We start from the raw sequence: 20,205 nt of genomic DNA, 5'->3' as shown, positions 1-20,205 counted from the left end.
CACCCGCCGGCGGGTCCGACTGGCCCTGCGGCGGGTCCGGGAACCCGGCCGGCCCCATGCGCTCACTCCGCGTCCTCCCTGATGCGCTCGGCACCGCGCAGCCGGGCGGGGGCGGCCCGGCGGTTCTCGGCGATCTCTTCCTCGGTGGGAAGTTCGGCACCACGCGTCAGCAGCTTGAGCCGGGGCTGGTAGCGCTCGGGCACGACGGGCAGCCCCGGCGGGGCGGTGGTGGCGGCGCCGGCCGCGAACACCTGCTTCACCAGGCGGTCCTCCAGCGAGTGGTACGACAGCACGGCGATGCGTCCGCCGACGCCGAGGGCCCTCACGGCGGCCGGAACGGCCCGCTCCAGCACGGACAGCTCGCCGTTGACCTCGATGCGCAGCGCCTGGAAGGTGCGCTTGGCCGGGTTGCCCCCGGTGCGCTTGGCTGCTTGCGGCAGGGCGTCGCGGATCAGTTCGACGAGCCGCGCGCTGGTGGTGAAGGGCTCCTCCTCGCGCGCGCGGACGATCGCGGAGACGATCCGCCTGGCCTGCTTCTCCTCGCCGTAGGCGCGCAGGATGCGCACCAGCTCGCCCGCCGGGTAGGTGTTGAGGACCTCGGCGGCGCTGACGCCGGTCGTCTGGTCCATGCGCATGTCCAGGGGCGCGTCCTGGGCGTAGGCGAAGCCGCGGCCGGCCTCGTCCAGCTGCATGGAGGACACGCCGAGGTCGAACAGGACGCCCTGCACGCGGGCGGTGCCGAGCCGGTCGAGCACCCCGGGCAGTTCGTCGTAGACGGCGTGCACGAGGGTGGCGCGGTCCTGGTGGGGCGCCAGCCGCTCACCGGCCAGGCGCAGCGCCTCCTTGTCCCGGTCCAGGCCGATCAGCCGCGCGCCGGGGAACCGGGTCAGCAGCGCCTCGCTGTGGCCGCCGAGGCCGAGGGTGCAGTCGACCACCACCGCTCCGGGCCGCTCCAGGGCGGGTGCCAGCAGGTCCAGGCACCGCTGGAGCATCACCGGGACGTGTCGACTCTGGCTCAAGGGGGCCTCTCAGGATCCGGCGCGGGCCGCACGCACCGCCGGGTCCCCGCCCGCCGGGTGACGGGGGGCCTGCCGGCGCCGGAAGCGTCAGCCGACCGGGAACGGGAGGAGGCCGAGCCGTACGTACGCGCCGCGCACGTGGGGAGACGGACCGGGCGGGTGCCGGGGTCTCCTGGGTTTCACCAGCGGGGAGAGCCGCGCCTCCCGCTTCGCGTCACTTTAGTCCACCCCGTCTCGCGGTCAATCAACCGGCCTGCGCGTCGCGCGGGGCGTGCCGGGCGGTGCGGCGAACGGCGGGCGATCGCCCGTCCGGAGCACGTTCGTCCCCCATGTGGGTTAGCTCACAACAAGCCGCAACGGCGTTCTTTGTCCCCTCCCGCAGCGGGCCGGGACGACGTACGGCCAGTAACGTCTTCACCATGACGACTTCCGCAGCAACCTCCCCCGGGCCCGAAGACGCCATGACGGACGACGGCACCGTGACCGACCGCCTGATCGAGGCCAACAAGCGCTACGCCGCCGCGTTCGCCGACCCCGGCATGGACGCCCGCCCCGTCCTGCACGTCGCCGTCGTGGCCTGCATGGACGCCCGGCTCGACCTGCACGCGGCGCTCGGCCTGGAACTCGGCGACTGCCACACCATCCGCAACGCGGGCGGTGTCGTCACCGACGACGTGATCCGCTCCCTGACCATCAGCCAGCGGGCGCTGGGCACCCGCAGCGTCGTGCTGATCCACCACACCGGCTGCGGTCTGGAGTCCCTCACCGAGGAGTTCCGGCACGATCTGGAGATGGAGGTCGGACAGCGTCCGGCGTGGGCGGTGGAGTCCTTCCGGGACGTCGACCAGGACGTGCGCCAGTCCATGCGCCGGGTGCGCACCTCGCCCTTCCTGCTGCACACCGACGACGTGCGCGGCTTCGTCTTCGACGTGCGCACCGGCCTGCTGCGCGAGATCGACCCGTCCTGAGCCCCGGCTCGTGAGCTGTCCCGGGCCGACGGCGCCGGCCCGGGCCGGACGCCCGCCCGGCGGCCCGGACGCCCGCGCGGGCGGTTGTCCACGGGCGAGTGACACGAATCGGTAACGGCAGCGAGAATGCGGAGTGCGGCGGCGCGCGGAACCCCTTCCGCGCGGTGCCCGCGTATTGCCGGGGTGGGCCGGTCGCGCGTCGCAGGGCGCCGGCCCGGTGAGAACGGGCCGAGGAGGGCCGGGTGACGACCTATGACGATCGAGCGAGCCTCAATGATCTGACCGCCACGGTGGAGCGTGTCCGCAGTTCCGTGGAGGGTGTGATCGAGGGCAAGCCCGAGGTCGTACGGCTTTCGCTGACCGTGCTGCTCGCCGAGGGACACCTGCTGATCGAGGACGTCCCCGGGGTGGGCAAGACGATGCTGGCCAAGGCGCTGGCCCGGTCCGTCGACTGCTCGGTGCGGCGTATCCAGTTCACGCCGGACCTGCTGCCCTCGGACATCACCGGGGTGTCCATCTGGGACCAGCAGCGGCGGGACTTCGAGTTCAGGCCGGGCGCCGTCTTCGCGCAGATCGTGATCGGCGACGAGATCAACCGCGCCTCGCCCAAGACCCAGTCGGCGCTGCTGGAGTCCATGGAGGAGCGCCAGGTCACCGTCGACGGGCAGACGTACGAACTGCCCAGCCCCTTCATGGTGGTCGCCACGCAGAACCCGGTGGAGATGGAGGGCACCTACCCGCTGCCCGAGGCCCAGCGCGACCGCTTCATGGCCCGGGTCTCCGTCGGCTACCCGAGCGCCGAGGCCGAGCTGCGGATGCTGGACGTGCACGGCGCCGCCTCCCCGCTGGAGGACCTGCAACCGGTGGCGCACGCGCACGAGATCGTGAAGCTGATCGACGCGGTGCGCGGGGTGCACGTCTCGGAGGCGGTCCGGCGGTACGCGGTGGAGCTGGTCGCCGCCACCCGCACGCATCCCGACCTCAGGCTCGGCGCCTCCCCGCGCGCGACGCTGCACCTGCTGCGCGCGGCCAAGGCGTCCGCCGCCCTCGGCGGCCGGGACTACGCGCTGCCGGACGACGTCCAGGCGCTCGCCGTCGCCGTCCTCGCCCACCGCCTGCTGCCCACCGCCCAGGCCCAGCTGAACCGGCGCACGGCCGAGCAGGTGGTGCTGGAGATCCTCCAGCACACCCCGGTGCCGACGGCGCCGCAGCAGCACAGCGGCTTCGGCGGGCTGGGCCGGACCGTGCCGGCCCGCCCCCAGCAGCCCCCGCGGAGGTCGTGATGCCCGCGGGGAGCGGGCGGGCGGAGGCCGACGGCGGGCGGGCGGGCGGTGTCCGCACGGCCCTGGCGGGGCTCACCACCCGCGGGCGCTCCTTCCTGGCCGCCGGGATCGCGGCGGCCGTCTGCGCCTACGTGCTCGGCCAGGGCGAACTGCTGCGGGTCGGCCTGCTGCTGGCCGTCCTGCCCCTGCTCTGCGCGGCGGTGCTGCACCGCACCCGCCACCGCGTCACCGGCAGCCGCCGGCTCTCCCCCGCGCGCGTGCCCGCCGGCGCCGAGGCCCGGGTGCACCTGCGGATGGAGAACGTCTCCCGGCTGCCCACGGGCGTGCTCATGCTCCAGGACCGGGTGCCCTACGTCCTGGGCCCGCGGCCCCGGTTCGTCCTGGACCGGGTGGAGCCGGGCGGCCGCCGCGAGGTGTCCTACCGGGTCCGCTCGGACCTGCGCGGCCGCTATCCGCTGGGCCCGCTGCAGCTGCGGCTCGCCGATCCGTTCGGGATGTGCGAGCTGACCCGGTCCTTCTCGGCGTCCGACACGCTGACGGTCGTCCCGCACGTGGAGCCGCTGGCCCCGGTGCGCTTCAGCGGCCGGGCCGAGGGCCACGGCGGGGGGCACCGGCGTGCGCCGGCCCTGGCGGGCGACGACGACGTGATCCCGCGCGGGTACCGCTACGGCGACGACCTGCGCCGGGTGCACTGGCGCTCCACCGCGCGCCACGGCGAGCTGATGGTGCGCCGCGAGGAGCAGCCGCGGCGCTCGCGCTGCACCGTGCTGCTGGACACCCGGGGCATCGCCTACGAGGGCGCGGGCCCCGGCTCCGCCTTCGAGTGGGCCGTCTCCGGCACCGCGTCGGTCCTGGTGCACATGCTCGAACGGGGTTTCACGGTGCGGCTGCTGACCGACGACGGCACGTCGGTGCCCGGGGCAGGCGGCGACGGGTTCGCGGGAGGCGGCCAGGGGAGCGCGGACACGGCCGGGCTGGTGCTGGACACCCTCGCGGTGATCGACCACTCCGACGGCACGGACCTGTCCCGGGCCCACGACGTGCTGCGCGGCGGGAACGGGGGACTGCTGGTCGCCTTCCTGGGCGACCTGGACGAGGAGCAGGCGGCCACGGTCGCCCGGATGGGCCGGCGCGGCGGCGCGGTCGCCTTCGTGCTGGACCCCGGCACCTGGACGCGGGAGGCGGCGGACGTGCCGGCTCCGGGCGACCCCCACCGGGAGCGGCTGCGCATGCTGCGCGAGGCCGGCTGGACGGTGCTGGGCGTGCCGCGCGGCGCCGCGCTGAACGACCTGTGGCGGCAGGCGGACCGGGAGCGCTCGGGCCTGGCCGCCGTGGGCGGGGAGGGTCGGGGATGAGCGGGCGGGCACGGCTGGCCCTGTGCGCCGCCGCGGCCACGCTGATGGCCTCGTGCGCACTGCTGCCCCTGGTGGACCAGCCCACCTGGCTGTTCGAGGCGGTCCTGCTGGTCGCCGTGCAGAGCGGGGTGGGCATGGCCGTCCGGCGGGCGCCGCTGCCGCGCCCGCCGGCGGTGGCGGTGCAGGCACTGGCCACGCTGATGCTGCTGACCCTGGTGTTCGCCCGGGAACAGTCGTTCGCCGGCGTGGTCCCGGGCCCGGACGCCCTCCGGCACTTGGCGGACCTGCTCCGGCAGGGCTCGGACGACGTCGGCCGGTACGCGATCCCGGCTCCGCTCACCGACGGCATCCAGCTGATGCTGATCGGCGGGGTGCTGCTGGTCGGCCTGCTGGTGGACGTCTTCGCGGTGACCCTGCGCAGCGCGGCCCCGGCCGGGCTGCCGCTGCTCGCGCTGTACTCGGTGGCCGCCGGACTGTCCGACGGCGGCGCCGACTGGCTGTGGTTCCTGGTCGCGGCGGCCGGCTACCTGATGCTGCTGCTGGCCGAGGGCCGGGACCGGCTGGCCCAGTGGGGCCGGGTCTTCGGCCCCCCGGCCCGCCCGCCGGGCGGGCCGGGGGGCGGGCCGGTGACCCCGGTGCGCACCGGCCGGCGGATCGGCGCGGTCGCCCTCGGGGTCGCCCTGGTGGTGCCGCTCGCCCTGCCCGCGATGCGGGGCGGCCTGCTGGACGGCGCCGGCACGGGGGTCGGGACGGGCCGCGGCGACGGCCGCGCGCCCTCCGCGGTCAGCCCCCTGGTGTCGCTGCGCGACAGCCTGAACGTGGACACCGACCGCCAGGTGCTGTCCCTGAGGACCAGCTCGGACGACATCTCGGACCTGTACCTGCGGATCGTCTCCCTGGACGACTTCGACGGCACCACGTGGCGGCCGGCGCGGCGGCCGGTCGTCGGGGTGCCGGACGTCCTCCCCGCGCCCGCCGGGCTGAGCCGGGACGTCAAGCGCACCACCGTGCGGACGACGGTGACCGCGGCGGACTGGTACGCCCAGGCCTGGCTGCCGATGCCGTACCCGCCGAGCAGCGTGCGGATCGACGGCGCCTGGCGGTACGAACCGGTCGGCATGACGCTCGTCGGCGACCACGGCCAGGACACCCACGGCCAGACCTACCGGGTGGACAGCCTGGACGTGCAGCCGACCGCGGCCCAGCTGGCCGCCGCGCCGGAGCCGCCGGCGGGCCTGAAGCGCGCGTACACCGAGGTGCCCTCCAGGCTGCCGGCCGTGGTGGCCCGGACCGCCAGGGCGGTCACGGCGGGCTCGGCGGACCACTACGAGGAGGCGGTCAAGCTCCAGGACTACTTCTCCGTCACGGGCGGCTTCCAGTACGACACCCGGGTGGAGGTCGGCACCGGTGCGGACGCGATCGCGAACTTCCTGAAGAAGAAGCAGGGCTTCTGCGTCCACTTCTCCTTCGCGATGGCCGCGATGGCCCGCACCCTCGGCATCCCGGCCCGGGTCGCGGTGGGCTTCGCGCCCGGCACCCCGGGAGCCGACGGCACGGTCGCGGTGACCCTGAAGGACGCGCACGCCTGGCCCGAGCTGTACTTCGCGGGGGTGGGCTGGACCCGCTTCGAGCCGACCCCGTCCCGGGGCACCGTGCCGTCGTACACGGTGCCGGTCGCGCCCGGCACCTCCCTGCCGGACCAGGCCCTGCCGTCCAAGAACGCCTCCTCGGCACCCTCGGCGGCGGCCTCGCCGAGCGAGGACTGCGCAGGCCGCCCGGCCGGGCCCGCGGCCTGCGACAGCCCGTCCGCGGGGGCGGCCTCGCGCGGCGCGGGCGGTGGCCTGCCGCGCGGGCTGTGGTACGCGCTGCTCGGGCTGGGGGCGCTGGCCGTCCTCACGCTCCCGATGTCGCCGATGCTGTGGCGGGCCCGGGTACGGTCCGTGCGGCTGGGCGGGCACCCGCGGACCGGCGCGGGCGCGGCGGCCCACGCGCTGGCGGCCTGGCAGGAGCTGACCGACAGCGCCTGGGACGTCGGCATCGTGCCGGACCGGTCGCAGACCCCGCGCGCGGCGGCGGCCCGGATCGTCCGGCTCGGCCGGCTCGATCCGGCGGCCGGGGCCGCGGTGCACCGGGTGGCGGACGCGGTGGAGCAGGTGCTGTACGCGCCCCGGCCGCGGCCGGCGGCCGGCCTGGCGGAGGACGTGCGCCGGGCGGCCGCCGGGCTGAGCGGTGCGGTGGGCCGGTGGGCGCGGCTGCGGGCGCGGTTCGCACCGCGCTCGGCCCTGCGGGTGCTGTGGGCGGTGTCGGCCCGGTGGGCCGCGCTCCGGGCCCGGGCGGCGGAGGTCCGGCCGGGGGCGCGCAGGCCGTCGGGTCAGCAGGGGTGACCGTCGGGTCAGCAGGGGCGAGACGTGCGTGAGGGGTGGCCACCGGCCGGTGGCCACCCCTCACGCGGGTCTGCTGTGGCGGGCGCGGGCCGCGGCGCGGTCACCGGCCCTGTTCGTCGCGGCGGCGCTGCCAGCGCTGCTCGATCCGGTCCATCACGGACCGCTTCGGCCGCAGCCGGCGGGGAACTCCGGCGGGCTGTTCACCCGGCTTCGGCGCCTTGCGCCAGCCCGTGACGGCGAGTACGGCACAGCCCAGCATGACGAGGAAACCCACCACGCTGACCCAGATCTGCTGTGCGACCATTCCGGCCATGAGGAGCGCGATACCCACGAGGAAGCCCGCGACCGCCTGGTAGACCCGCCGCCGGGTGTACGTCCGCAGCCCGTTTCCCTCGAGCGCCGACGCGAACTTGGGATCTTCGGCGTACAGCGCTCGCTCCATCTGCTCGAGCATGCGCTGCTCGTGCTCCGAGAGCGGCACGGAGTCCTCCTCATCGTGCGGTCGCCGGGGCGATCCGGGGGGTCCCTTCAGGATAGGCAGGGAATCGCCCCCGTGAAACCCGCCCCTCTGCGCCAATTGGCCAACCGGAATCCGTCATGGCCGTCCCGACTCGCTGAGGCTTCCATTCCCCGGCGGCCGACCCGTCATGCCGAGCGGTGCACCTCGATCATACGGCGCAAACCGCTCGATCGGGCGGCGTGTGGTGTACTCCATCCGCCGCCGAGGGCCTGATCAGGGACGGGTCCGCGCGGGCGCTCAGGCACCGCCGGCGCCCGGTGTCTCGCCGAGCACGTGGAGCTGGGTGGCCACGGAGTGGAAGGCGGGCAGCTCGGCGGCGGCGGCCTCCAGCCTCAGCAGGGCGTCGAGCGCGCCGGGCTCGGTGTCCACCAGGACGCCCGGCACGAGGTCGGCGAAGACCCGTACGCCGTGCACGGCGCCGACCCTCAGGCCCGCGCCCTCGGCCAGCGCGGTGAGCTGTTCGGCGGTGAAGCGGCGCGGCACCGGGTCGCCGGCGCCCCAGCGGCCGTCGGGGTCCTGGAGGGCCTGCCGGGCCTCCGTGAAGTGGCCGGCGAGCGCCCGGGCGAGGACGGCGCCGCCGAGGCCCGCGGCGAGCAGGCTGACGACGCCCTCGGAGCGCAGCGCGGCCACCGCGTTGCGGACGCCCTCGGCGGGGTCGTCCACGTACTCCAGGACGCCGTGGCACAGCACGGCGTCGTAGCCGCCGCGCTCGGCGACGTCGAACAGGCCGTGGGCGTCGCCCTGGACGCCCCGGACCCGGTCGGCGACGCCGGCCTCGGCGGCGCGGCGCTCCAGCGCGAACAGGGCGTTCGGGCTGGGGTCGACGACGGTGACGCGGTGGCCGAGGCGGGCGACGGGCACGGCGAAGTTGCCGCTGCCGCCTCCGGTGTCGAGCACGTCCAGCGAGTCCCGCCCCGTGGCCTTGACCCGGCGGTCCAAGGCGTCCTGGAGGACCTCCCAGACCACGGCGGTACGGAGGGAGGCGCGGGGGCGCATCGGGTCCGGCACGGCAGTTGACTCCTCGGCGCGGCACCGCCTGTTGCCCGGCGGCGCGAACGGGGTGCCTCCCCGGCCCGGGTGCGGGGGGAGGGAAGGCGGCAGGCGTCCTCCACCCTATTGCCTCCGGTGCCCTGCCCGGTCATCGCGGCGGCACGCGGACGGGCGCGGCCCGCACGGCGGGACGGCGGCCGGTCAGCCGGCGTCGGGGAGGCCGCCGCGGCCGGCCGGGCCGTCCGGCTCGCCGCCGTCCTGGCGGGGCTGGGGCAGGACGGGCTGGAGCACCAGCATCCGCTCGACGAGGCGGAGGAACATCGCCACGTCGCGCACGAGGTCGTCGGCGTCCCGCCGGCTCGCCGCACCCCGTATGCCCGCCTCGGCGCGGGCCCGGCGGGCGGCGCCGGAGGCGAACAGCGCGCTCCACTCGGTCAGCTCGGGGGCGATCTCGGGCAGCACCTCCCAGGCGCTGCGGATGCGGGCGCGGCGGCGCGGGGAGGACTCGGGGCGGCCGCGGGCGGCGAGTACGGCGGCGGCGGTGCGCAGGGCGGCGAGGTGGGCCGTCGCGTAGCGCTCGTTCGGCGTTTCCAGGGCGGCCGCCTCGTCGAGGCCGGCGTGGGCCTGGGCGAGCAGGTCCAGGGCGGCGGGCGGGGCCGTGGCCCGGCGGAGTACGGGGTGTATGTCGCTCGCCGGGCCGGTCAGTGAGGGGGCAGGGCCGGTGGCGCGGCGCCGGCGGGCGGCGGCTGCGGACGAGTTGGCCATGACGAACCTCCTGTCGTCTGGGTAACGGCATGGGTGCCGTATGTCCCCATCGTGGGGTATGGCACTGACAATCCGTTCTGACCTGGCCTTTTGCCTTGATCCCGAACCCGGGAGTATTTTTGCACTGACCAGTCAGTGCAAAGCGGTGGAGCAACAGGGGGACAGGTGGACGGCGTACGTGTCACGGCCGAGGGCCTCGGGGTCGAAGGGCCGCGGGGATGGGCCTTCCGGGGCGTCTCCCTCGACGCGGAGCCCGGCTCGCTGATCGCGGTCGAGGGACCGTCCGGCTCCGGCCGCACGTGCCTGCTGCTCGCGCTCACGGGACGGATGAAGCCCACCGAAGGGGTGGCCGCGGTGGGCGGGTTCGCCCTGCCCCGGCGGATGGCGGCCGTGCGCCGGATCGGTGCCGTGGCCCACGTGGCCGGGGTGACCGACCTGGAGCCGGCCCTGACCGTCGGCGAGCACCTGCGCGAACGCGCCCTGCTGGAGCGCCGCTACGGCGGCTCCCTGCGCGAGGCCCTGCGGCCCCGCGCACGCCGCGCCCGGGAGGCGCGGCCGCGGGTGGACGCGGCCCTGGCCGCCGCCGGACTCGACCCGGCACGGCTGCCCAAGGGTCCCCGGACGGCCGTGCGCGACCTGCAGCGGCTGGACGAACTGCGGCTGTCCGTCGCCCTGGCACTGGTCGGCGGCCCCGGGCTGCTCGGCGTCGACGACGTCGACCTGGGGCTCTCGGCCGCCGAACTCGCCGAGGCCTGGGAACTGCTGCGGTCGATCACGCGCGCGGGGACGACGGTGGTCGCCGTGTGCCGCACCGCGCCCGGGGACTGCGTCGCCGTCCCCACCCGCCGCAGCACCGACGACAACGACCCGAAGGAGGAGGCCGATGCGTTCGCCGAGGCTGGCCGCGCTTGAGCTGAGGCGGTTCGGGCGGGGCAGGCTGCCGCGCGCCGCACTGGTGGCGCTGCTCGTGCTGCCCCTGCTGTACGGCGCCCTCTACCTGTGGTCGTTCTGGGACCCGTACGGCCGCCTGGACCGCATCCCGGTGGCCCTGGTGAACGAGGACGAGGGCGCCACGGCCGACGGGAAGAGGATCACCGCCGGCGACGACATCGTGGACGGGCTGCGCGACAGCCGGACCTTCGCGTGGCACGAGGTGAGCGACGCCGAGGCCCGGCGGGGCGTCGAGGACGGCACCTACTACCTGTCCCTGACGGTGCCGGCCGACCTCAGCGCGCGCATCGCCTCCGGGGCGGGCGACTCCCCGCGGGCCGGCGCGCTCCGGGTGCGCACGAACGACGCGAACAACTACATCGTCGGCCAGATCTCCCGGACGGTCTTCAACGAGGTCCGCTCGGCCGCCTCCACCAAGGCGTCCCGGTCCTTCCTCGACAAGATCTTCGTCTCGTTCTCGGACATCCACGACCGGACCGTCACGGCCGCCAGGGGCGCCGACCGGCTCGAGGGCGGCCTGGGCAAGGCGGAGAAGGGCTCCCAGGACCTCGCGGACGGCCTGAAGGACGCCAGGAGCGGCAGCGGCGGACTGGCCCGGGGGCTGAAGAAGCTCGACAAGGGCGCCGGCGACCTGGAGGACGGCTCGCGGCGGGTCGCCGACGGCACGCAGACGCTCGCCGACACCGTCAACGGCGTCCACGACAGGGTCGGTCCGTTCCTGAAGGACAACGAGAAGTCCATCGGGGACACCGCCCGGCTGGTCGCCGACTCGGCCAGGACGGTCCAGGACAACCTCGACGCGCTGGTGAAGCTCGCGCCGGGCGCCGCCAGGACCGCCCGCACGGCCTCGAACGCCTTGGACGAGGTCTACCGGGCGCGCTGCGCGGGCGCGGCCCCGCCCGACGCGGCCTGCCCCGACCTGAAGAAGGCCAAGGGCGCCGCCGCCGACGTGGCCGACGTCGCCGACGACCTGGACGCGCTGGTCGCCGACCAGGACGGCGACCTGAGGACGATGAGGGACGACCTCGGCACCCTGCGCACCCAGGCCCGGGCCCTCGCCGACCGGGCACCGCACCTCTCCGAGGACGTCGAGGACGCCGTCGAGCGGGTCAACAAGCTCAACGACGGCGCGAACAAGGTCGCCGCGGGAGCGAAGAAGCTGCACGGCGGGCTGGGCACCGCCGAGACCGGCGCGGTGAAACTGGACAAGGGCGTCGGCACCGCCGAGTCGGGCGCCCGGACGCTCGACGGCGGCCTGTACAAACTGGCCGACGGCTCCCAGAAGCTCGCCGGCGGACTGCACGACGGCGCCGAGAGGATCCCCGACTACGACGAGCGGGACCGCGACCGGCGCACCGGCGTGCTGGCCGACCCGGTCCGGCTGGCCTCCCACGACCTGCACCAGGCACCCAACTACGGCACCGGCTTCGCCCCGTACTTCATCCCGCTGTCCCTGTGGGTGGGCGCGATGGTGGCCTACATGCTGATCCCGCCGCTCAACCGCCGCGCCCTGGCCGCCGGTTCGCCCTCGTGGCGGATCACGCTGGCCGGCTGGCTGCCCGTGGCCGCGGTCGGCGTGCTGCAGGTGGCCGCGCTGATGTCCGTGCTGCACTGGGCGATCGGCCTGAGGATGGCGCGGGCGGCCGGCACACTGGCCTTCCTGTTCCTGGTCACCGCCTGCTTCGCGGCGATCGTGCAGTGGCTGAACGCCCGCTTCGGCGCGGCCGGCCGGATCCTGGTCCTGGCACTGCTGATGCTCCAGCTGACCTCGGCGGGCGGCACGTACCCGGTGCAGACCAGTCCGGGCTTCTTCGCCGCGATCCACCCGTTCCTGCCGATGAGCTACGTCGTGGAGGCCCTGCGCCGGCTGATCACGGGCGGCGGGCTCGGCCCGGTCGGATCGGCGTGCGGCGTGCTGGCCGCGTTCACCGCGGGCGCCCTCGCCCTCACCGCGCTCACGGCCCGCCGCCGCCAGGTGTGGACCCTTGACCGGCTGCACCCGGAGCTGACCCTGTGAGCCCGGAGCAGCCCCCGCACGCGCGCGCACCTGTGACAATCGGGGCCATGGAAAGCAGCAGCGCCACGACCGGCGGAACGCGCCGTCGCGAGGCGACCCGGCAGAGGCTCTACGAGGCGGCCGTCACGCTCATCGCCGAGCAGGGCTTCTCCGCGACCACGGTGGACGAGATCGCCGACCGGGCCGGGGTCGCGAAGGGCACGGTCTACTACAACTTCGCGAGCAAGTCGGTCCTCTTCGAGGAACTGCTGCGGCACGGCGTGGGCCTGCTCGCCGCGTCGCTGAGGGAGGCCGCCGAGCGGGCCGCGCGCGAGGGCGGGGCGACGGTGGACGCGCTGGACGCGATGATCCGCGCGGGTCTGGTCTTCATCGACCGCTACCCGGCCTTCACCCAGCTGTACGTGGCGGAGCTGTGGCGCACCAACCGCGCCTGGCAGTCCACCTTGACGGTGGTCCGGCGGGAGGCCGTCGCCGTCGTCGAGGACGTGCTGCGCGACGGGGTGGCGGCCGGCGAGTTCAGCGCGGAGATCGACGTCCAGCTGACGGCGGCCGCCCTGGTCGGCATGGTCCTGGTGGCCGCCCTGGACTGGAAGTCCTTCCAGCCGGAGCGTTCCCTGGACGACGTCCACGCAGCCCTGTCCCTGCTGCTCCAGGGACGCGTGAGCGGGAAGCGCTGAGCCGCCGGGCGGACACGGGGAGGGCGCGGCTCCGCGACCGGGCCCGCGCCCTCCCCCGTCTCCCCCGGGCTCCCGGGTGCCCCCGGACTCCCGCTCCCCGGTGCCCCGGCACTTCCCCGCTCCCCTCCTCGCTTCCCTCCTCGCTTCCGCCGGCGGACCGGCGCGAGGAGCGGCCGGGGCGCGGGCGCCGTTCCGCCGCCCCGTGCCGGCGGTGCCGGGCCGCGCTCCCTGCCGTGCCCCCACTCTCCCCTCCCCGCCGGTCGCCGCCCATCCGCGCGGGTACTCATCCCGCCGTCTGAGCAGGGGTACTCAGACGTCCGTGCCCGTGCCCGGGACGCCCGGCCCCCCGCCTGGCTACCATCGCGTCCGTGTCCGTGCTCCCTCTGGTGTTCACCAGCGGCTGGGCCAGCGGCATCAACGCCTACGCGGTGGTGCTGCTCCTCGGCCTGTTCGGCGTGACGGGGCTGGGCGACGACGTCCCGCAGGCGTTGCAGCGCCCCGAGGTGCTGGCCGTGGCCGGCGTGCTGTTCCTGTGCGAGGCGGTCGCCGACAAGATCCCCTACGCCGACTCGGTGTGGGACTCCGTGCACACCGTGGTCCGGCCGGCCGCGGGCGCCTGGGTCGGGGCGCTGCTGGCCGGGCAGAGCGGCTCGCTGCCGGACGTGGTGGCCGGTGTGATCGGCGGTTCGACGGCGCTGGCCAGCCACGGCGTCAAGGCCGGCGCCCGGATGGCGGTCAACACCTCGCCGGAGCCGTTCAGCAACATCGTCCTGAGCACCGCCGAGGACCTCGGGGTCGGCGCGGTCGTCTCGTTCGCGGTCTTCCATCCGGTGGCGGCGTCGGTCGTCGCGGCGGTGTTCCTCGCCGCCGGGCTCGTGGTGCTGCTGTTCCTGGTCTCGCGGATCCGGCGCTTCCTGCGGCGCCGGGCCCGGCGGCGGGAGGAGCGGCGGCGGGCGCCCGGGTCCTGGGGCTGAGCTCCGGCGCACACCGCGCACCGCCCGCGGACCGGACGACCGGTGGCGGTCGATAGGGTCGCGGGCATGGCACGGATTGCGGTGATCGGCGCCGGGATGGGCGCGATGGCGGCCGCCGCCCGGCTGGCCGTCGCGGGCCACCGGGTGGTGGTGTACGAGCGTACGCGGACGTACGGCGGTGCGGTGCGCCGCTTCGAGCGGGACGGGTTCGGCTTCGACACCGGTCCGGGGCTGCTGCCGCTGCCCGCCGTGTACCGCGACCTGTTCGTCAAGACCGGCAGGGAGCCCCTGGAGGACTGCGTCGAGCTGGTCCAGGTCGACCCGGCCGCACGGCACGTCTTCGCGGACGGCACCGAGGTCAGCCTGCCGAACGCCTCGCGCGGGGGCGTCGTCGCGGCGCTGGACGAGGCGCTGGGCGCGGGGGCCGGGCAGCGGTGGGGCGACTTCCTGGTACGGGCCCGCGAGGCCTGGGACCGCACGCGCCGGCCCCTGCTGGAGGAGCCGCTGTGGCCGAACTGGCAGGTGCTGGCCGGGCGGGAGCCGTACCCGGCGGTCCCGCACAAGCGGCTGCTGCGGACGCGGCGGGCGGGCACGCTGGCCGAGATCGGTGCCTGGGAGCTGCGCGACGAGCGCCTGGCGAGCCTGCTGGAGAGCTTCGCGCTCGCATACGGCCTCGATCCGCGGACCGCCCCGGCGAGCGCGGCGGTGCTGCCGTACATGGAGCACGCCTTCGGCCTCTGGTACGTCCGCGGGGGGATGCGCGAGCTGGCGCGCGCGGTGTACGAGCGGTGCCTGCGGCGGAGGGTGGAGTTCGTCTTCGGCGCCGAGGTGACCGGGATCCTGGAGCGGGACGGGCGCGCGGCGGGCGTGGAGCTGGCCGGGGACGCCTCCCGGGACTCCGGCGGGCGGGCGGGGACGGCGGCCGAGGCCGACCACGTCGTGGCGAACCTGTCCCCGCAGCGGCTGCGGGCCCTGACGGAGCGTCCGCCGGAGGACGAGGGCGACGCGCGCTTCGACCCGGTCACCGGCTGTCCCGGCCGGTTCACCGTCCTGCTGGCCCTGCGCGGCGGGCGCGAGGCCGGCGCCGCACACCGCACGGTCGTCCACGCCCCCGACCGCGGGTCGGAACTGGACTTCCTGGCCTCGCCGGGCGGCGACGCCCCCTCCCGTCCCACGGTGACCGTGCTGCGGCCCGGCGACCCCGCGCTCAGCCCGGACGGGCACGAGTCGGTCACCCTGTCCGCCACCGTGCCGACGGACGCCGACTGGGGTGACGGGCGGTTCGCCGGGCGGTTCGCCGACCTCGTGGTGGAGGCCGCCGAGCGCGTGGTTCCGGGGCTCCGCGAGCGCCTGCTGTGGCGGGAGGTGCGCACCCCCGGCCACGGTGCCGCCGACACCGGCGCCCCGGCGGGCGCCGTGCCCCCGCCGGCGCTCGCCGCCGCCGGGGGCCGTTTCCTGCACCCGTCCAACACCACGCGGCTGCCGGGCCTGTACCGGGTGGGCGGCTGGTCCCACCCCGGCGGCGGCCTCCCCCACGCGGGGATGTCGGGCGCGCTGGTGGCGGGGCTGATCGTGGAGGGACCGGACTTCCGGGGCTCCCGGTGAGCCGGCCCGGGCCTCAGAAGCGGTACTGCTCGTCGTACCCGGCGCCCGGGTACGGCTGCTGCTGCCCGTCGCCCTGGTACGGGTACGGCTGCTCCTGCGGGAGTTCCCCGCCGTAGGCCTCGTCGGTGCGCTGCTGCGGGACCCACACCCCGCCGGCCGGGGTCTCGCCGTAACCGCCGGTGCCGTACGGGTCCTGGGCGTGGGCCTGCTGGGCGTACTGCTGGTCGTAGCCGGTGCCGTACGCGTCACCGCCGTAGGCCTGGGTGCCGATGTACGGGTCGGAGTAGTTGGCGTAGCCCTGCTGGTCGCCGGTGTCGTAGCCGTACGTCTGCCCGCCGTAGCCCGAGTGGTCGTAGGCGTGGGCCTGGCCGGTGCCCTGGGCGGCCGTCGCGTAGCCGGCGTCCTGGGGCGGGGCGGCGGCGGAGGCGTCGCCGTACACGCCGTAGGAGCCGGTGTCCTCGGGCAGGGGCTGGGGTGCGTACACGGCGGTCGCCCCGGCGGCCGGGCGGCCCGGGGCGAAGACGTCGTCGCCGTCGTCGCCGTAGCCGCCGTGGTCGTCATAGCCGCCGGTGCCGCCGGAGCCGGAGCCGTCGGCGGTGCGGGCCGGCTCGTCCCGGCCGGCGTCCCCGGCGGCCCGCAGGTCGGAGACCTCCAGGGTCGGGTCGTGGCGCCCGGCCCTGCCGCGCCGGCGCTTGCTGCCGCCGCTGCCGGCCTCGGGGCGCTTGACCGCCCAGCCGGCGGCGAAGCCGCGGCGGAAGGACAGCGTGACGTAGGTCTGGCCGGTCGCGAAGGCGATCGCGCCGACGCCGATCACGATCACGGACGGCATCAGCACGCCGAGCACGACCCCGAGGAAGCCGGCGAAGGCCAGCAGCCGCCAGCGCAGGCGCGCCTTGTACTGCAGCAGCACCTCGCCGAGCAGCCACAGTGCGACGACGCCGAACGCCGTGTAGAGGACCGTCCAGCCCATGTACGCCCCTCTCCCAATAACCGCTCGCAGTGTGTCGTACCGCGGTGCGCCGGTCTAGGCCTGCGGGGGGTGGTGCAGGCCCAGGTTCTCGTAGATTTCCAGCGTCGCCGTGGAGTTGTTCAGCGTGATGAAGTGCAGTCCGGGCACTCCCTCGGCCAGCAGCCGGGCGCAGAACTCCGTGGCGAACTCGATACCCAGGGAGCGTACCGCCGCGGGATCGTCCTTGGCTGTGAGGATCCGCTCTTTCAGGACGTCCGGGAACATTGCGGTGCTGAGTCTGGGCAGGCGCTCCAGCATCTTCACACTGGTGACCGGCAGGACCTCGGGGATGACCGGGGTGTCGCAGCCGGCGGCCGCCACCCGGTCGCGCAGCCGCAGGTAGGACTCCGGGTGGAAGAACATCTGCGTGATGGCGTAGTCGGCGCCCGCACGGCACTTGTCGACGAAGTGGGCGACGTCGGTGTCCCAGTCGGTGGAGCGCGGGTGCATCTCCGGGAAGGCGGCGACGCCCACGCAGAAGTCGCCCGACTCCTTGATCAGGCGGACGAGTTCGGCCGCGTACGTCAGTCCCCGGGGGTGCGGCACCCACGCGCCCATCGGGTCGCCGGGCGGGTCGCCGCGCACGGCGAGCATGTTGCGGATACCGGCGTCCGCGTACTGGCCGATGATGTTGCGCAGTTCGGCGATGGAGTGGTCGACCGCGGTGAGGTGGGCGACCGGCGTGAGCGTCGTGTCGACGACGATCTGCTGGGTCTCCCTGACCGTGGTCGTGCGGGTGGAACCGCCGGCCCCGTAGGTGACGGAGACGAAGTCGGGGGCCACCGCCTCGACCCTGCGCAGCGCGTTCCACAGGTTCCGCTCGCCCTTGGGGGTCTTCGGCGCGTAGAACTCGAACGAGTACGTCGTCTTGCCGGCGGCGAGGATCTCACGCACGGTGCGTGCGCGGTCCGTCCTGGTGGATGCGGTTCCGAGGGCCATACCCGCAGGTTAGCCAGGGGCGGACGGTCCCCCAACAGAACGGCGGGATTTCGCCCTGATTGCCGGTTTCCCGTCCATCCCTTGGACAGCCCGCCCGGGGTCCTCCCTCACGGATCCCGCCGGACTCGCGGGGTCCGGCACCGCACCCCGCTCCCCGGTCCGGCCCGCTCCGGCCCGCTCCGAACGGAGGGCCCTAGACCTGCCGCAGCCGCTCGGCGAACTCCGCCGCCGCGGCCCCGGGGTCGTCGGCTTCGGTGATCGCGCGGACCACGACGACCCTGCGGGCGCCCGCCTCCAGCACTTCGTCCAGGTTGTCCAGGTCGATGCCGCCGATGGCGAACCAGGGCCGGGCGGTGCCGAGGGAGGCGGCGTACCGGACCAGGCCGAGGCCGGGGGCGGGGCGGCCGGGCTTGGTGGGGGTGGGCCAGCAGGGGCCGGTGCAGAAGTAGTCCACGCCCTCCTGGACGGCCGCCGCGGCGGCCTCGGGCTCGGCGTGCGTGGAACGGCCTATCAGGACGTCGGGGCCGAGGACGGCGCGGGCCGCGGGGACCGGGAGGTCGCCCTGGCCCAGGTGCAGGACGTCGGAGCGGGCGGCGTGGGCGACGTCGGCCCGGTCGTTGACCGCGAGCAGCTTGCCGTGCCGGGCGCAGGCCTCGGCGAACACCGCGAGGTGCTCCAGCTCCTCGGCGGCCTCCATGCCCTTGTCTCGCAGCTGCACCACGTCGACACCGCCGGCCAGGACCGCGTCGAGGAACGCGGCGAGGTCGCCCTGGCGGCGCCGGGCGTCCGTGCACAGGTAGAGGCGGGCGCCGGCGAGCCGGGCGCGGGCGGTGTCGGACATCGCTGGGTCCCCCGTGGTCGGTGTGCCGGTGGCGTACGGGCCGGGCCCGTACGCCACCGGTGGTGCGGGCCGGTCAGACGGCGAGCGCCTGGGCGCGGCGCTTCACCTCCGTGCCGCGATTCTCGCTCAGGGCCTGCGCGGGGGTGCCGGGCAGGGTCGGGTCGGGGGTGAAGAGCCACTCCAGCATCTCTTCGTCGGTGAAGCCGTCGTCCCGCAGGAGCGTCAGGGTCCCGGACAGGCCCTTGACGACCTTGTCCCCGTCGATGAAGGCGGCGGGGACGTGCAGCGCCCGGTTCTCCCCCCGGCGCACGGCGATCAGCTGGCCGTCCTTGACCAGCTGCCGCACACGCGTCACCTCGACGCCGAGCACCTCGGCGATGTCGGGGAGGGTGAGCCAGGCGGGGACGAGAGCATCGATCTTTGCGTCAATCTCGGTCACGGGAACAAGCCTGCCATCCCCCGCCGACAGCCGGAAACCGGACCGGGCCACCCGGCGGACACGCCCCGGGTCCCGCCGACGCGGGACGGGCGGGGTCCGGCGGCCGTGTCAGGCCCCGCCGTCGGCGGTGGTCTCCTTCAGCGGCCGGGCCGGGTCGGCCAGCGCGTCCCCGTCCATGCGGCGGCCCGCCTCGATCAGCCGTCTGCCCTGGGCCAGGTCGCGGGGCCGGCCGACCGCGAGCAGGGCGACCAGCCGGTCCTCGCGCAGCCAGCACACCGTCCAGGCGGGCCCGGCCGGGTCGCCGCGCCACACCGTGCGGTCGGCGCCGGCGTGGTGGCCGGCGTACTGCACGAACCGGCCGAACTGCTCGGACCAGAAGTACGGCACCGGGTCGTAGGTCCGGGGCGTCTCGCCGAGGATGTCCGCGGCCACCGTGCGGGGGCCCTGCAGGGCGTTGTCCCAGTGGTGGACCAGCAGCCGCGCACCGTACCGGGCGGAGGGGAAGGAGACGCAGTCGCCGACCGCGTACACGTCCTCGGCGCTGGTGCGCAGCCGGTCGTCGGCCAGGACCTCGCCGTGGGCGCCCAGTTCGATGCCGGAGCCGGCCAGCCAGGCGGTGGCGGGACGGGCGCCGACGCCGACCACGACGGCGCCGGCGGGCAGCCGGGTGCCGTCGGCGAGCACCACCGCGCCGGCCTCGACGCGCTCCACGCGCGCGTGGGTGCGCAGGTCGGCGCCGCTGTCGGCGTACCAGGCCGCCATGGGCGCGGCCACCTCGGCGGGCAGCGCGCCGGCCAGCGGCCGGTCGGCGGCCTCCACGACGGTCACCGCGCAGCCCGCCTCGCGGGCGGCCGTGGCGAACTCGGCGCCGATCCAGCCGGCGCCGACGACCACGACGTCGTGCTGGCGGGCCAGTACGGGCCGCAGCCGTTCGGCGTCGTCCAGGGTGCGCAGCAGGTGCACGCCGGGCACACCCTCGGTGCCCGGCAGCCGGATCGGCTCGGCACCGGTGGCCAGGACCAGCACGTCGTAGGGGACGGGACCGGCCCCGGTGTCCAGCTCGCGGTCGGCGGGGCGCACGCCCAGCACCTCGCAGCCGAGCCGCAGTTCGATGCCGAGTGCGTCGAAGTCGACGTCGAAGGCGGAGCCCTCGGCCTTGCCGAGCAGCACGGCCTTGGACAGCGGCGGCCGGTCGTAGGGCTGGTGGGGCTCGGCGCCGATCAGGGTCACGGTGCCCGTGAAGCCCTGCTCGCGCAGGGCGACCGCGGTCTGCACCCCGGCCATGCCCGCGCCGGCGACGACCACGCGCCGCTGCGGTGCCGCGCCCTCGTGCGGTGTCTGCTCGCTCACCCGGTCACCATAGCCAGGTGACGCACCGTGCGTCAGCGGGCGTGCTCCGTGACCCGTTCCGCACCGCTCGCACCGGACGTCCCGCCGGCCGCCGCCCGGGGGGCGGGCTCCCTTACGGG

General features: G+C 75.6%; 18 protein-coding genes. 9 read left to right on the top strand and 9 right to left on the bottom strand.

Annotation, left to right across the window (positions count from 1 at the left end; all coding sequences use genetic code 11):
* Positions 1 to 62: 62 nt before the first annotated feature.
* Complete coding sequence (gene rsmH, locus QQY24_RS22875; protein ID WP_301974579.1) at positions 63 to 1,019, bottom strand: 16S rRNA (cytosine(1402)-N(4))-methyltransferase RsmH; 957 nt, start codon at positions 1,017 to 1,019, stop codon at positions 63 to 65.
* 419 nt (positions 1,020 to 1,438) lie between these two features.
* Here rsmH and QQY24_RS22870 point away from each other — a divergent pair, with 419 nt between their 5' ends.
* The 4 genes from QQY24_RS22870 to QQY24_RS22855 all read left to right on the top strand — a co-directional run bounded on the left by QQY24_RS22870 (position 1,439) and on the right by QQY24_RS22855 (position 7,009).
* Positions 1,439 to 1,987, top strand: a complete 549-nt coding sequence (locus tag QQY24_RS22870; protein ID WP_301974578.1) for a carbonic anhydrase — start codon at positions 1,439 to 1,441, stop codon at positions 1,985 to 1,987.
* A 242-nt stretch (positions 1,988 to 2,229) separates the two neighbouring features.
* Positions 2,230 to 3,270, top strand: a complete 1,041-nt coding sequence (locus QQY24_RS22865; protein ID WP_301974577.1) for a MoxR family ATPase — start codon at positions 2,230 to 2,232, stop codon at positions 3,268 to 3,270.
* The gene (locus QQY24_RS22860) at positions 3,267 to 4,625 is read left to right on the top strand and encodes a DUF58 domain-containing protein (RefSeq protein ID WP_301974576.1); all 1,359 of its coding nucleotides are present in this window, start codon (positions 3,267 to 3,269) and stop codon (positions 4,623 to 4,625) included. Before QQY24_RS22865 ends, QQY24_RS22860 begins: the two co-directional genes overlap by 4 nt.
* On the top strand, positions 4,622 to 7,009 hold the full coding sequence (locus QQY24_RS22855) for a DUF3488 and transglutaminase-like domain-containing protein (protein WP_301974575.1): 2,388 nt from the start codon (positions 4,622 to 4,624) through the stop codon (positions 7,007 to 7,009). Before QQY24_RS22860 ends, QQY24_RS22855 begins: the two co-directional genes overlap by 4 nt.
* A gap of 100 nt (positions 7,010 to 7,109) precedes the next feature.
* On the opposite strand, the gene QQY24_RS22850 is transcribed toward QQY24_RS22855, so the two are convergent.
* From QQY24_RS22850 to QQY24_RS22840, 3 genes are all read right to left on the bottom strand, one after another.
* Complete coding sequence (locus QQY24_RS22850; protein ID WP_301974574.1) at positions 7,110 to 7,490, bottom strand: DUF3040 domain-containing protein; 381 nt, start codon at positions 7,488 to 7,490, stop codon at positions 7,110 to 7,112.
* A 276-nt stretch (positions 7,491 to 7,766) separates the two neighbouring features.
* A complete protein-coding gene (locus QQY24_RS22845) occupies positions 7,767 to 8,537 on the bottom strand; it encodes a methyltransferase (RefSeq protein WP_301974573.1) in 771 nt (256 codons plus the stop codon).
* 183 nt (positions 8,538 to 8,720) lie between these two features.
* Positions 8,721 to 9,284: an SAV_6107 family HEPN domain-containing protein gene (locus QQY24_RS22840; RefSeq protein WP_301974572.1), complete on the bottom strand. Its 564-nt coding sequence runs from the start codon at positions 9,282 to 9,284 to the stop codon at positions 8,721 to 8,723.
* 165 nt (positions 9,285 to 9,449) lie between these two features.
* Between QQY24_RS22840 and QQY24_RS22835 the strand changes: the two genes are divergently transcribed.
* The 5 genes from QQY24_RS22835 (at position 9,450) to QQY24_RS22815 (ending at position 15,508) form a co-directional block, all read left to right on the top strand.
* The gene (locus QQY24_RS22835; protein WP_301974571.1) at positions 9,450 to 10,196 is read left to right on the top strand and encodes an ATP-binding cassette domain-containing protein; all 747 of its coding nucleotides are present in this window, start codon (positions 9,450 to 9,452) and stop codon (positions 10,194 to 10,196) included.
* Positions 10,168 to 12,252, top strand: a complete 2,085-nt coding sequence (locus QQY24_RS22830) for a YhgE/Pip domain-containing protein (RefSeq protein WP_301974570.1) — start codon at positions 10,168 to 10,170, stop codon at positions 12,250 to 12,252. The genes QQY24_RS22835 and QQY24_RS22830 overlap by 29 nt, the downstream gene beginning before the upstream one ends.
* A gap of 47 nt (positions 12,253 to 12,299) precedes the next feature.
* Positions 12,300 to 12,929, top strand: a complete 630-nt coding sequence (locus QQY24_RS22825) for a TetR/AcrR family transcriptional regulator (protein WP_301974569.1) — start codon at positions 12,300 to 12,302, stop codon at positions 12,927 to 12,929.
* A 368-nt stretch (positions 12,930 to 13,297) separates the two neighbouring features.
* Positions 13,298 to 13,903: a DUF4126 domain-containing protein gene (locus QQY24_RS22820; protein ID WP_301974568.1), complete on the top strand. Its 606-nt coding sequence runs from the start codon at positions 13,298 to 13,300 to the stop codon at positions 13,901 to 13,903.
* A 66-nt stretch (positions 13,904 to 13,969) separates the two neighbouring features.
* Positions 13,970 to 15,508, top strand: a complete 1,539-nt coding sequence (locus tag QQY24_RS22815; RefSeq protein ID WP_301974567.1) for an NAD(P)/FAD-dependent oxidoreductase — start codon at positions 13,970 to 13,972, stop codon at positions 15,506 to 15,508.
* 13 nt (positions 15,509 to 15,521) lie between these two features.
* Here the strand turns inward: QQY24_RS22815 and QQY24_RS22810 are convergent, their stop codons facing one another.
* The 5 genes from QQY24_RS22810 to QQY24_RS22790 form a co-directional block, all read right to left on the bottom strand.
* Positions 15,522 to 16,478 carry a hypothetical protein gene (locus QQY24_RS22810; protein WP_301974566.1) on the bottom strand — a complete coding sequence of 319 codons (957 nt, stop codon included), beginning with the start codon at positions 16,476 to 16,478 and terminating at the stop codon, positions 15,522 to 15,524.
* Between the two features lie 54 nt (positions 16,479 to 16,532).
* Positions 16,533 to 17,456, bottom strand: a complete 924-nt coding sequence (gene metF / locus QQY24_RS22805; RefSeq protein ID WP_301974565.1) for a methylenetetrahydrofolate reductase [NAD(P)H] — start codon at positions 17,454 to 17,456, stop codon at positions 16,533 to 16,535.
* Between the two features lie 193 nt (positions 17,457 to 17,649).
* Positions 17,650 to 18,297, bottom strand: a complete 648-nt coding sequence (gene thiE / locus QQY24_RS22800) for a thiamine phosphate synthase (protein ID WP_301974564.1) — start codon at positions 18,295 to 18,297, stop codon at positions 17,650 to 17,652.
* 73 nt (positions 18,298 to 18,370) lie between these two features.
* Positions 18,371 to 18,736, bottom strand: a complete 366-nt coding sequence (locus QQY24_RS22795) for an Rv2175c family DNA-binding protein (RefSeq protein WP_301974563.1) — start codon at positions 18,734 to 18,736, stop codon at positions 18,371 to 18,373.
* A gap of 108 nt (positions 18,737 to 18,844) precedes the next feature.
* Positions 18,845 to 20,086 (bottom strand): NAD(P)/FAD-dependent oxidoreductase, encoded by a 1,242-nt coding sequence (locus QQY24_RS22790; protein ID WP_301974562.1) that lies wholly within the window; start codon positions 20,084 to 20,086, stop codon positions 18,845 to 18,847.
* Positions 20,087 to 20,205 lie beyond the last annotated feature (119 nt).

The sequence above is a fragment of the Streptomyces sp. TG1A-8 genome (assembly GCF_030499535.1).
In the GTDB taxonomy this organism is placed as follows: Bacteria; Actinomycetota; Actinomycetes; order Streptomycetales; family Streptomycetaceae; genus Streptomyces.
This window is presented reverse-complemented; position numbering and strand designations above follow the sequence as displayed.

Excerpts from the sequence above, each read along its gene's own strand:
- QQY24_RS22825 (WP_301974569.1), top strand. The coding sequence starts at position 12,300 with ATGGAAAGCAGCAGCGCCACGACCGGCGGAACGCGCCGTCGCGAGGCG.
- QQY24_RS22830 (WP_301974570.1), top strand. The coding sequence starts at position 10,168 with ATGCGTTCGCCGAGGCTGGCCGCGCTTGAGCTGAGGCGGTTCGGGCGG.
- QQY24_RS22815 (WP_301974567.1), top strand. The coding sequence starts at position 13,970 with ATGGCACGGATTGCGGTGATCGGCGCCGGGATGGGCGCGATGGCGGCC.
- metF (WP_301974565.1), bottom strand. The coding sequence starts at position 17,456 with ATGGCCCTCGGAACCGCATCCACCAGGACGGACCGCGCACGCACCGTG.
- QQY24_RS22810 (WP_301974566.1), bottom strand. The coding sequence starts at position 16,478 with ATGGGCTGGACGGTCCTCTACACGGCGTTCGGCGTCGTCGCACTGTGG.
- QQY24_RS22870 (WP_301974578.1), top strand. The coding sequence starts at position 1,439 with ATGACGACTTCCGCAGCAACCTCCCCCGGGCCCGAAGACGCCATGACG.
- QQY24_RS22855 (WP_301974575.1), top strand. The coding sequence starts at position 4,622 with ATGAGCGGGCGGGCACGGCTGGCCCTGTGCGCCGCCGCGGCCACGCTG.
- thiE (WP_301974564.1), bottom strand. The coding sequence starts at position 18,297 with ATGTCCGACACCGCCCGCGCCCGGCTCGCCGGCGCCCGCCTCTACCTG.
- QQY24_RS22840 (WP_301974572.1), bottom strand. The coding sequence starts at position 9,284 with ATGGCCAACTCGTCCGCAGCCGCCGCCCGCCGGCGCCGCGCCACCGGC.